Origin of the sequence: Streptomyces sp. NA02950 (assembly GCF_013364155.1) — a bacterium.
In the GTDB taxonomy this organism is placed as follows: Bacteria; Actinomycetota; Actinomycetes; order Streptomycetales; family Streptomycetaceae; genus Streptomyces.
Genome location: NZ_CP054916.1, coordinates 3,742,131 through 3,754,164 on the forward strand (window position 1 = coordinate 3,742,131; position 12,034 = coordinate 3,754,164).

Here is a 12,034-nt window from a genome sequence, read left to right on the forward strand (position 1 = left end):
GAGCCTGGAGCACACCATGGCTGATCAGGACAGGCGGGTCGCCGTCGTCACCGGGGCGACGAGCGGTATCGGGCTCGCCGTCAGCAGGAGTCTGGCGCGCGAGGGCTACCTCGTCTACCTCTGTGCCCGCACCGAGGACTCCGTGGCCACAACGGTCAAGAGCCTGCACGAGGAAGGACTGGAGGCCGACGGCAGTCCGTGCGACGTGCGGTCCGGCACGGACGTGCGCGCGTTCGTGGCGGCCGCCGTCGAGCGGTTCGGCGCGGTGGACACGTTGGTGAACAACGCCGGACGCAGCGGTGGCGGAGTGACCGCGGCGATATCCGACGAGCTGTGGGCCGATGTGATGGACACTAATCTGCACAGCGTGTTCCGGATGTCGCGCGAGGTGCTGACTGTCGGCGGCATGCTGGACCGGGCACGGGGGCGGGTGATCAACGTCGCGTCCACAGCGGGGAAGCAAGGCGTCGTCCTCGGTGCCCCTTACTCCGCCTCCAAGCACGGCGTCGTGGGTTTCACCAAGGCGCTCGGCAACGAGCTGGCCCCCACCGGTATCACCGTCAACGCGGTCTGCCCGGGCTATGTCGAGACGCCGATGGCAGAGCGGGTCCGCCGGGGGTACGCGGAGGCGTGGAACACCTCGGAGGAGACAGTCCTGGAGAAGTTCCGGGCCAAGATCCCGTTGGGCCGCTATTCGACGCCCGAGGAGGTGGCCGGTCTGGTCACCTATCTGACCTCCGACACCGCCGCCTCGATCACGGCCCAGGCCATCAACGTCTGTGGCGGCCTGGGCAACTTCTGAGCCGACCGCGGCGTACAGGAATGCCCTACAGGACCCCACAGGAATGGAGACGACCGATGAGCGAATCGGCATCGCGCGAGGTCGAGCACGAGATCACGATCAACGCTTCGGCGCACACGGTGTACGGGCTACTCGAGGACGTGACGAGCTGGCCCCATGTCTTCCCGCCCACCATCCATGTGGAACGGCTGGAGTCTGAGGGGCGGTCGCAGCGGATACGGATCTGGGCGACCGCCCGCGGTGAGGCGAAGACCTGGACCTCCCGCAGGGCACTGGATCCGGAGGCACGGCGCATCACCTTCCGTCAGGAGTCGTCCGCGCCTCCGGTCGCCACGATGGGAGGTGCCTGGGTGATCGAGCCGTTGGCCGCGAACGCCTGCCGGGTCCGCCTGCTACACGACTACCGCTCGCTCGGGAACTCTCCCGAGGGGCTGGCCTGGATCGACAAGGCGGTCGACCACAACAGCCGTTCCGAACTGGCCGCCCTGCGCGACAGCGCGGAACGGGCCAGCCACTCCCGTGAGCTGTTCCTGACCTTCGACGACACCGTGTACATCGACGGTTCGGCCGAGGACGTCTACGACTTCCTCAATGAGGCGGACCGGTGGCGGGACCGGTTGCCGCATGTCGACCGGGTGGAGCTGCGCGAGGACCACCCCGGGTTACAGGTGCTCACCATGGATACGCTGACCAAAGATGGCTCCAGACACACCACGGAGTCGGTCCGGGTCTGCTTCCCGCACGCACGGATCGTCTACAAGCAGACCCGGGTGCCCCCGCTGATGACCGTGCACACGGGCCAGTGGGCCTTGGTCGAGGAACCCGGCGGGCTGGCCGTGATCTCGCGGCACACCGTGGTGCTCAACCCGGACACCATCCGTCAGCTGCTCGGCGAGACGGCGGTAGTGGCGGATGCCCGGAAATTCATCCGAAATGCCTTGAGCGCGAACAGTCTGGCCACGCTTGAGCATGCCAAGGAGTATGCCGAAGGCAAAGCCTGACGGAAGGCCCCGCAGCACGCACGTGTTGCGGGGCATGTTTCCCCCCTTTTGCAGCGACACCCGCCCGGTTCCCCCTACCCCGCCCCTACCGCCCCCCGACTGCCACGTGAAGCGTTGCACGGCGAATCATTCACCGTGATGACTTCAGGGGTTGGCCACTTACCAGGGCCTCCTCTAGTGTCACTGTCGAATCTTTGCTGGGGGTTGACAGAAAAGGCGGCGACAGGAAACTCGTCACCTGAAAGGGCATGCCATGGTGGAAGTGAAAATACTCGGATCACTCGAAATCGTCGTTCAGGGAAACTCCATCACCCCCACCGCGCCAAAGCTACGGCAGATACTCGCCCTGCTGGCAATACACTCCAACAGCGTAGTTACCATCACTGACTTCGTCGACGAAATATGGGGTGGCACCCCGCCTCGAAGCCTTTCCACCACCCTTCAGACCTACATTCTTCAAATCCGTAAGCTCCTTAGGGCGACAGGCAACAGAGAAGCTGGGGAGAATGAGTTATCCAGCTCGATAATCACCCACCCAGGGGGCTACCTGCTCCAGACCCCGAAGTCGACCAGGAAAGACTTCGAAGATTTCAACGAATCCGTTGGGAAAGGTCATCAGAAGATGCTATCCGGCCGCTACGGGGAAGCGGTGGATTTACTCACCGACGCGCTCGCCCTGTGGCGCGGCTCAGCCCTGGTCGACGTCCACCGCGGCTCCCTGTTGGACAGCTACGCCGTGAAACTGGAAGAGGCGCGGTTGGTCGCGCAGATCCTGCGCGTGGACGCCTGCCTCGGACAGGGCTGCGATCTCCAGCTCCTCCCCGAACTGAATTCCCTGGCCGGGCTGCATCCGCTCAACGAGAAACTGCAGTACCAGCGGATGCTAGCACTGTACCGGTCCGGGCAGATCGCCGAATCGCTCCAGAGTTACCGGAATTTCTACGCCGCCATGATGGAGCAGGTCGGCATCGAGCCGTCTCCCCAGCTTCGGGAGCTTCAGGAAGCCATCCTCAACTCCCTGTCGGCCCTGTCCAGGCCGTCCTCTTCCGAGGAGACACACAAGGTCATCTCCGGGCTTCTCCGGCGCAGCCCGTAGCTCCCTGACGGCAGGCCACACGGGAAGAATCCCTCATGGCCCCACTGGCTTGTGAGCGGGCCACCGACGTACGGCAGATCAGACTCGACGCCGACGGCGTCATCCTGTTCGCCCGGCTGAGTGGGCCCCTCCAAGCGCCGCCCCGAACCGTCGTCGTGGCACTGCACGACGGCGGCATGAACGCTGGTTCCCTCGACGACCCTGCCCGCCCACAGCTGTGGCTGTTGTCACTGGGAGCCGCCCTCGGGCTCACCGTGCTCGCCGCGCACCGGCCCGGTTACCGGGTAGCCGCCCGGCTGTCGGCCGGCCTGAGGGTGACTGAGCAGGCCGGGCTCCTGCGAGTGGCCTTGGACGACTTCGGCGCCCGATACGCGCACCCGCCGCAGCAGCTCACCAGCTGGATATGTCGGGATGCGGGTATACCTAGGCGATCACCCCGGTCAGGTGTCCAAGGCGCTGGAGCGCGACGGGTGCCCGAGGAGCTGGGGCCCACTGCGCCTCTACCCGCCCGGGACGTTTGGCGCCGGCTGCGGGCTCGTCGAGCCCATGCCTCGACGCCGAACGCGCGGAGCTGACCCGGTGGCCCGGGCTCTTTCCGGTCCACCGCGCCCGGCGTCGAGGCGAGTGTCAGGCACCTGGATGATGGTCGTAGCCCAGGACCGGCTCGTCCTCTCCTTGACGGGTGAGCCCGGTCTGGCCCTGGGGTCAGCGCGCCCAGTTTCCGCCGTTTGGCGTTCAGCGGTGCCGTGCATCACCACTCGGAACGGGCGCCCGTCGAGCCGTACCGATGTCGTGTCGGCCGCGGTTTCTGGGCTGCTTGAGATCGCGGCAGGCGGGTCGCCCCGCTGCCCGGCCGCGGTCGTCCTGCTGGCGGCGACCGGACGCGCGACCGTCTGTATCGGCCAGACCACCAACCACCGCGTCCAGTTGGGCACGGATCCGGGCTACCGGGGCCGCGTTGGGGCGGTGATCACGGGATGGATCATCACACACGACGGCGTGCGGACGGGCCGGTGCCCCTGGCGGCCCCGTCTCCCTGCTCGCAGCTCTGGCCGGCAGGTACCCAGGATCCTCACGGGCTGGGTGTCACCGGAGAATTCCATCCGGCGGAACCGGAACCGCCGTCACTAGGTCTTCCCTCCGCTTCAGGCCGAGCTTCCGGTAGATCTTCGTGAGGTGCTGCTCGACCGTGCTCACCGTGATGCAGAGCCGGGCCGCCACCTCCCGGTTGCTGTGCCCGATGCCCGCCAGCCAGGCCACCCGCCGTTCGGCGGAGCTGAGCAGGCTGGCGGTTTTGGCCGGGGGCTCGGCCGATGCGTCGGGGTCCTGCCGGAGAGCGCTCGGCGCCTCGTTGGACGATATGGCCCTCAGGAGCGGTTCGAACCTGGCGAACCTGGCCATGCTCCAGGCCCGGCGCATGAGCACGCGGGCCGCCTTTGCATGGCCGAGAGCGTACTGAGTACGCCCCAACTCGCACAGATTGGTGGCAAGTTCGATGCGATACACGGAGCCTTCCAGCAGACCGACCGCGTCACGCAGGAGATCCGCCCGGCGCTCGACCGGACGGGTGAGCGCGAGCACCCGCAGGGCTATCGCCTTCGCCCAGACGCCGCCAGACGTGGCGACCACATCTCGCGCGGCACGTATCGCTTCCTCCTTCCGATCCAGGAGGAGATACGCGTAGGCGGCCTGGGCCCGCCAGGGGCAGGTGGCCACGGAAGGAATCACCAGGCGCTTCTCGATCTCACCGCATGCAAGAAAATCCCCCAGCGCGGAGTAGGGCATTCCGACGGCGATCCGATAGACCCCGCGAGAATGCACGTACAGGCGGCCGAACTCTGATTCGAAGAACTCTGCGGGCATGGGCCTGCGGAGCGTCGACTCCCCTTCCTCGAACTTGCCCTGTTGGACCTGGGAAAGGATCAGGACACTCAACGGAAGACCCACGTAGATCCCCCAGCTGGCAGACTGGACGAGCGCGCTGCGAGCCTCCCTCTCCGCCTTGGCCGGATGGCCGCGGGTCTGCGCGTTGACCGCCTGCAGGCAGTGAAGGATCATGCGCCGGAACGGGCTCATGCGCGCGCAGTCGTCGTCTGCCAAGCCGTCGACGCATGGTATGTCCGGCAGCGCGAGGCAGACGTGGTGCAGCAGCCTCGGCGTGAAGCACCCGATGTCCATGGGCCAGTTCACCCACTCGGGGTCCAGGAAGTAGGAGCGGATCATCTGCTCGCTCGGTATGAACTCCGCTGACGTTCTGTCCCTGGCGGTGTCGACCACGGCCGCCGTCTCATCGCACCGCCACGGGACAGCGGGTGCGGTAGTGTGCTCCGGCCCGACCAGGGAGGGATTCGGTGCCATCGCCTGCTGGAGCGCCGCTTCCGGGCCTTCCAGCAGGCTGCGGGCCCCGCCCAGTACCGCACGGTCCGAGTCGCTCAGGAGGCCCAGGATGTAGTTGGCCTCCGCCTGGCGCCCAACCCAGGTGAGCATCGCGGAGACCGATAAGGATCCACAGCCGGACAGCCGCCCCCGACGCGCGTGAACGACCAGTTCGGGGAGGTGGCTCAAGGCCGCGTGGGCGTTTACCCGCCACTTCGCGCGGGCTGCTTCCAGCAAGGCTTCCGCTTGTTCGCCAGGTTCGCCCAGGGATATCCGCGCCAGCTCGAGACAGCCCACCGCCTCGTGCCACTCACCCTCGGCCTGTGCGTGCCGCGCGGCCTCCCGCAGCACTGCCATCTCCCACGCCTCCGTCGCGACTCCGGCGGCGACAATGCATTCGGCCACCTCGCGTGCGGAAGCGCCTCGTTGGTGTAACAGCCGCGCCGCCGACCGGTGGAACACCCCGCGCTCCTTGAAAGCGGGGTCCTCCAGAATTGCGGCACGGATAGCCGGGTGCCTGAACTCACCCCCTGAGGTCAGCCCGATATTCTTGAGCAGCTCAACGGCATCGGCTGTCCCGGTCGGCTCGACCCTGCTCAGGGCGCTGAACAGGGTGACCGGCACGCCACCGCCCAGGACCGCCATGGCTCGAGCAACCCGTTCGAGATTGGCCACATGGCTGTTGCAGAGCATCAGCCGAACTGCCTCCCGGAGACCCGTTCCTCGGTACGGCACCTGCTCCGGCGAATGCTTGCGCTCTGGCAGCATCTTCATGTCGTAGGCGACGGCCGCCAGCAGCCGCGCGTTCCCCCCGGTCAGCTCCATGACTCCTTTCATGTAGGCCGCCGTGGGGCGGCTCCCCGTCGCCTGCCGGATCAACTTGGTCGCTTCGCATGACGTGAAATGCGACAGCTCGAGCGACAGCAGAGAGGAGTTCTTCATGAGGTCAAATCGGAAGTCCCGAAGCTGCCGCGACGTGGTGGCGTAGCAGCCGGAGATAACCAGTAAGACAGGAAGCCGCCGCAGTCGGTACAGCAGAGACCGGAGCACCCACAGTGAGGGTGAGTCAGCGAGGTACACATCGTCCACGATGAGGGCCATGGGAGACGTTCCGTCGAACAGCCGGAGCGATTCCTCGATCAGTGCGTACATCCTGGACGCCAGAGACTGGCACGGCCCGCATAGCCGTGCCACCTCGACGTCACAGCAGTGCGCGGTCTCCAGCGGACCTTCCGCGTCCGCGTTCCGCACGATCTCATCGTCGCCGAACAGCTGCTTGACCAGTCCCAGTGGTACATTCCGCTCCGTCGGTACTCCGGTGGCTTCCCGAACCGCCACTCCGACGGCACGCGCCTCCCGTGCGAACCGTTCGAGCAGAAAAGTCTTCCCCACCCCGGGCGCACCATGGATCACTGCCACCCGGCCACCGTCCCCGAGTGAAGTCCGCGTGCATTCCCAAAGGGTGGATGTCACTTCCTTCTGGCTGACCACCGACATACTCCGGCCTCTCCGCCAAGCCGATCAATCCGGACGTTCTGCCCAGGGCCCTTGACGCATGCCGCCGACAAACAAGGGGGTTAAGGACTCCAAGGCTGCGAGTTACAAGATCAGATAGTCCTCAGCTCCACGTAGGACAGCATCTGACGCAAAGGAAAGGGGCAGTGGCCCGCCGCCCCCCAGTGGTCGCGTCGGCGCCCCGCTCGTCGGCTGAACGCGCCAGGGGCGCCCGACATGGTGCTTGCCGGGCGCCTCTGGACCTCAGTCGTGCGATGTCAGTCCTCGGCCGACGCAGAGGGCAATGTGGACTGGATGAGGTCCATGACGGTGGAGTCGGTAAGCGTCGTGACATCGCCCAGTTCCCGTTTCTCCGCCACATCCCGCAGCAGACGGCGCATGATCTTCCCTGACCGGGTCTTGGGCAGCTCCGCGACCGTCAGGATGCGCTTCGGCTTGGCGATCGGGCCCAGTGTCCGGGCGACGTGGTCGCGCAACTCGCCGATCAGCTCGTCCCCGTCGTCCTCGGCGTTGTTGCGCAGGATGACGAAGGTCACGATGGCCTGCCCGGTCGTGGCGTCGGTCGCGCCCACCACGGCCGCCTCGGCCACCTTCGGATGCGAGACCAGCGCGGACTCGACCTCGGCGGTGGAGATGTTGTGGCCGGAGACCAGCATGACGTCGTCGACCCGGCCCAGCAGCCAGATGTCGCCGTCGTCGTCCTTCTTCGCCCCGTCCCCGGCGAAGTACTGCCCGGGGAAGCGTGACCAGTAGGTGTCCAGGAACCGCTGGTCGTCACCCCAGACGGTGCGGAGCATCGACGGCCAGGGCTCGGTCAGGACCAGGTAGCCGCCAGCTCCGTCCGGCACCTCGCGGGCCTCGTCATCGACGACGGTCGCCGCGATACCGGGCAGCGGCGTCTGGGCGGAGCCCGGCTTGGTCGTGGTGACGCCGGGCAGCGGACTGATCATGATGGCGCCCGTCTCGGTCTGCCACCAGGTGTCCACCACCGGGCAGCGGCCGCCGCCGATGTGCCGTTGGTACCACACCCACGCCTCGGGGTTGATCGGCTCGCCGACGCTGCCGAGGATGCGCAGGCTCGACAGGTCGAACTTCGCCGGGATGTCGTCGCCCCACTTCATGAACGTGCGGATCGCGGTGGGAGCGGTGTAGAGGATCGACACCTGGTACTTCTGCACGATCTCCCAGAACCGGCCCTGGTGCGGGGTATCCGGCGTGCCCTCGTAGATCACCTGGGTCGCGCCGTTGGACAGCGGTCCGTAGACGATATACGAGTGCCCAGTCACCCAGCCGATGTCGGCCGTGCACCAGTAGACGTCCGACTCCGGCTTGAGATCGAAGACGGTGTGGTGGGTGAAGCTCGTCTGTGTCAGGTAGCCGCCCGAGGTGTGCAGGATGCCCTTCGGCTTACCCGTCGTCCCGGAGGTGTAGAGAATGAACAGCGGGTGCTCCGCCTCGAACGCCTCCGGCTCGTGCTCGACCGGCTGCCGACCCACCACCTCGTGCCACCACAGGTCGCGGCCGTCCTGCCACGCGGTCTCCTGGCCGGTGCGTCGGACCACCAGCTGGTGCAGCACGGAATCGGTACCCGGACGGGTCAGCGCCTCGTCCACCGCCGGCTTGAGGGCGGTCGGCTTGCCCCGCCGGTAGCCCCCGTCGGCGGTGATGACCAGCTTGGCCCCGGCGTCCTCGATCCGGGTGGCCAGTGCGTCGGCGGAGAAGCCGCCGAAGACCACCGAGTGCGCCGCGCCGATGCGGGCGCACGCCAGCATCGCCACCACCGCCTCCGGAATCATCGGCAGATAGATCGCGACCCGGTCACCTGCAGTGATCCCCAGCTCGGTCAGCGCGTTCGCCGCCTGGCAGACCTCGTCCTTCAGCTGCGCGTACGTCACTGGCCGCGCGTCGCCTGGCTCGCCCTCGAAGTGCAGCGCCACCCGGTCCCCGAGCCCGGCCTCGACATGCCGGTCCACGCAGTTGTAGGCGACGTTGAGCCGGCCGTCGGCGAACCACTTCGCGAACGGCGGATTCGACCAGTCCAACGTCTGCGTCGGTTCCGTCTGCCAGCTCAGCCGTCGGCCCTGCTCGGCCCAGAACCCTAGCCGGTCCGCCCGAGCCTTCTCATATGCCTCTGCGGTGATATTGGCGGTCCCGGCCAGCTCGGCGGGCGGGTTGAAACGGCGCTCCTCCCTCAGCAGGTTGGCCAGACTCTCGTTGGTGCGCACGCCATCTCCTCTTGTCCGCTTGACGGTTCGCTCACGTTTGGCGCGGGTGGCTTCGAGCGTCGTCCGTGCGGGTGCGGGGCGCAGGATGACTGATCGTCGAGACACCTTGGCCGGGTGTCGGGCACGAATATCGTTCACGTCGAACGTTAATCGTAACAGACTCATGTGTTGCACGCAGGCCAACGGGTCGAGAGAGCTGCCCACGACTCGAACCTGCGGCCCACGCCCGCTCCGCGTCGCTGCCCGGTGCTTCAGCGGGGTGACCGCGTCCTCCACGCGCGCTACGCACCTCGCGGCAGGAAGGTGCGGTCCACCGCTGGGTGCCGTCCCACACCATGTCTCAGGAGGCGACCGTGTCGCTGCGGCCCACCCGGCTGTTGGTGCACCCATGCACTGCCTGGTGACTGTTCGTGCGCTCGGCGGGGGCCTCGACTTCCACATCGGCGTGAACATCGTGGGAAGCCTGCTTGTCCGCTCCCGAAGCGGGCGTCGGATATTGAGGAGAGAATCGATGGGCCGTCACCGCAAGCGCTTCTACATCGGAGGGGAGTGGGTCCAGCCCTCCACCAGCCGGCTCCTGACTCCAATCAATCCGAGTACGGAGGAGGTGCTGGGCAGCGTCGCCGAAGCCATGGAGGCCGATGTCGACGCGGCGGTCCAGGCGGCACGCCGCGCCTTCGACGAGCCCGGTGGCTGGGTGAGCTGGGAGCCGGCCCGCAGGGCCGAAGTGATGGATCGCTTCGCCGAGCAGCTCGACAAACGCGCCCAGACCATTGCCGAACTGGTCAGCAGCCAGAACGGCATGCCGATCAGCATGGCCCGGCGATTGGAGATCGGTTATCCGGCGGAGGTCGTGCGCTACTACGCCGGTCTGGCTCGAACCACACCCTTCACCGAGACGCGCACCGGGGTCCTGGGAGGTGCCATCGAAGTGCGCCGGGTGCCTGTGGGAGTAGTCGCGGCCATCGTGCCGTGGAACTATCCGCAGACGTTGTCCATGTTCAAGATCGCACCGGCGATGGCCACCGGATGCACCGTGGTCCTCAAGCCCTCGCCTGAGGCGGCGCTCGACTCGTTCCTGATCGCGGAGGCCGCGGAAGCCGCCGGCGTACCGGACGGAGTGATCAACATCGTGCCGGGCGGTCGGCAGGCGGGAGCACATCTGGTCGCCCACCGCCAAGTGGACAAGGTCGCCTTCACCGGTTCCACCGCCGCCGGGCGTATAATCGCGGAGACCTGCGGACAGTTGCTGCGACCCGTATCCCTGGAGCTCGGTGGCAAGTCGGCCGGCATCATCCTGGACGACGTCGATCTGGATCCGGCGATGATCGGCGAGGACCTGATCGCCGCGACCCTGACAAACAACGGTCAGACGTGTTTCCTCAGCACGCGCATCCTCGCGCCCCGCAGCCGCTATGCCGAGGTGGTGGATCTTTTCACCGAGCTGCTACGCGCCCTGCCGGTGGGGAACGCTCTCGACGAGGGGACCCTCGTCGGCCCGTTGGCCACAGCTCTGCAGCGGGACCGGGTGGAGGGCTACATCGCCAAGGGGCGTGCCGAAGGGGGTCGCATCACCACCGGGGGTGGACGCCCCGCCGGTCTGGACAGGGGTTGGTTCGTGGAGCCCACGGTGTTCGCGGACGTCGACAACGACTTCGTCCTCGCCCAAGAGGAGATCTTCGGGCCGGTGCTGTGCGTGCTGCCGTACGACGGCATCGAGGACGCGGTCAGGATCGCCAACGACTCCGACTACGGACTCGGTGGCACGGTGTGGACCTCGGATCCCGAGCGCGGGGCTGCCGTCGCGCGGCGCGTGCGCACTGGCACCATCGGGGTGAACCGTTACGCACCCGACCCCGTCGCTCCCTTCGGCGGCGTCAAAGCCAGTGGCTTGGGCAGCGAACTCGGGCCCGAGGGCCTGACCACGTACCTGCGGCCACAGTCCCTCTACGTCTGATCACCGCTGCTGTCGCGAAGCCGCGGTCGTGCATAGGACTCGAGGAGCCCGTCCAGCACCCCGAGTTGATGCTCGGCCGTGGTGGTTTCCGGTGCCAGAATGGCATCGACCTGGAAGCCCAGCACGACAGCGAAGAGCGTTTCGACGATGTGCTCGTCGCACGTACGGGTGGTGATCTCACCAAGGGCTCTGGCCTGGAGCAGGCAGCTGCGCATCAGCGCGCGCCACCTGTTCATCGTGGCCTGGTACGCGCGGGACATGCGCGGGTCATACAGGGCACGGTCCCAAAAGGCGATCACCACCCGCGCCTCCAGCAGCCGGATGCCGTCGAGCGGCATCAGCTCGTGGCAGAGGCCGCGCAGCCCGGCCATGCCACCGGTGCGGGCCACGGCCGGCTCGAAGCGTCGCTCGGTGGCGTCACAGGCGTACTGAAAGGCGGCCAGAAGGATCTCGTCCTTGTCCCGGAAGTAGGGCGCGAGTCCTCCGTTCGCGTAGCCTGCCTCGGCCGCCAGCTCCCGCATGGTCACGGCGGCGAGGCCGCGTCGGCCGATGAGCGTCCAAACCGACTCGATGATCAGACGCCGACGTGCGTCGTGATCCACGTGCTTCGGCATGGGGTCGTTCTCCGTTCCGGCGACTTCCTCGGTCACACGAGCATGGCCGTCATGCTGAGGATCATGAGCGTTCCGCCCGCGTGCCGGCACGCCCGTGCCCCGCTCATCGACGGGCGTCGTATTACTGGATCTCGGGGGCGGCCCCGCAGGGAGCGGAACATGACCGCGCCGGCTCTGGCAGTGGTCCACAGAACAAGGATCAGTACCGCCGGCCCCGCGCCCGGCCTACAGGAGGTGGCCAAGACGTGTGTATGTGCTCCGTGAGGGGAGGGGCCGAGCGTCATGAGTGCCATGAGAAGCGTCATCGCGCCCAGGTCGATCACCTCGGTCCAACCCCGGTGGTGAGCCAACGCGCAGACGGCGCTCCAGGCGCATCCGAGCGCCGTGACCCAGGCACCGGTCACCGGTCGGCCCCCCGTCATCAGGGCCATGCCGCTCAATGCCGCGA

Annotated in this window: 7 protein-coding genes; 4 read left to right on the forward strand and 3 right to left on the reverse strand. The window is 67.2% G+C overall.

What is annotated here, in order from left to right; translation table 11 throughout:
• Positions 1–16: 16 nt before the first annotated feature.
• The 3 genes from HUT19_RS16035 (at position 17) to HUT19_RS16045 (ending at position 2,899) form a co-directional block, all read left to right on the forward strand.
• Entirely contained in the window at positions 17–802 is a 786-nt protein-coding gene (locus HUT19_RS16035) for an SDR family NAD(P)-dependent oxidoreductase (protein WP_176181140.1), read from the forward strand.
• A gap of 56 nt (positions 803–858) precedes the next feature.
• Positions 859–1,803 (forward strand): aromatase/cyclase, encoded by a 945-nt coding sequence (locus HUT19_RS16040; RefSeq protein WP_176181141.1) that lies wholly within the window; start codon positions 859–861, stop codon positions 1,801–1,803.
• A 253-nt stretch (positions 1,804–2,056) separates the two neighbouring features.
• Complete coding sequence (locus HUT19_RS16045) at positions 2,057–2,899, forward strand: AfsR/SARP family transcriptional regulator (RefSeq protein WP_176181142.1); 843 nt, start codon at positions 2,057–2,059, stop codon at positions 2,897–2,899.
• Between the two features lie 1,086 nt (positions 2,900–3,985).
• On the opposite strand, the gene HUT19_RS16050 is transcribed toward HUT19_RS16045, so the two are convergent.
• Together HUT19_RS16050 and acs are read right to left on the reverse strand one after the other, a co-directional pair.
• Positions 3,986–6,766, reverse strand: a complete 2,781-nt coding sequence (locus HUT19_RS16050) for a LuxR family transcriptional regulator (RefSeq protein ID WP_217712265.1) — start codon at positions 6,764–6,766, stop codon at positions 3,986–3,988.
• A gap of 281 nt (positions 6,767–7,047) precedes the next feature.
• On the reverse strand, positions 7,048–9,015 hold the full coding sequence (acs, locus tag HUT19_RS16055) for an acetate--CoA ligase (RefSeq protein WP_254885604.1): 1,968 nt from the start codon (positions 9,013–9,015) through the stop codon (positions 7,048–7,050).
• Between the two features lie 511 nt (positions 9,016–9,526).
• Between acs and HUT19_RS16060 the strand changes: the two genes are divergently transcribed.
• On the forward strand, positions 9,527–10,972 hold the full coding sequence (locus HUT19_RS16060; protein WP_176181145.1) for an aldehyde dehydrogenase: 1,446 nt from the start codon (positions 9,527–9,529) through the stop codon (positions 10,970–10,972).
• On the opposite strand, the gene HUT19_RS16065 is transcribed toward HUT19_RS16060, so the two are convergent.
• The gene (locus HUT19_RS16065; protein WP_254885605.1) at positions 10,963–11,622 is read right to left on the reverse strand and encodes a TetR/AcrR family transcriptional regulator; all 660 of its coding nucleotides are present in this window, start codon (positions 11,620–11,622) and stop codon (positions 10,963–10,965) included. The genes HUT19_RS16060 and HUT19_RS16065 overlap by 10 nt on opposite strands.
• Positions 11,623–12,034: the final 412 nt, after the last annotated feature.

Coding starts and splice junctions, on each gene's coding strand:
- HUT19_RS16035 (WP_176181140.1), top strand. CDS start 17: ATGGCTGATCAGGACAGGCGGGTCGCCGTCGTCACCGGGGCGACGAGC.
- HUT19_RS16040 (WP_176181141.1), top strand. CDS start 859: ATGAGCGAATCGGCATCGCGCGAGGTCGAGCACGAGATCACGATCAAC.
- HUT19_RS16045 (WP_176181142.1), top strand. CDS start 2,057: ATGGTGGAAGTGAAAATACTCGGATCACTCGAAATCGTCGTTCAGGGA.
- HUT19_RS16060 (WP_176181145.1), top strand. CDS start 9,527: ATGGGCCGTCACCGCAAGCGCTTCTACATCGGAGGGGAGTGGGTCCAG.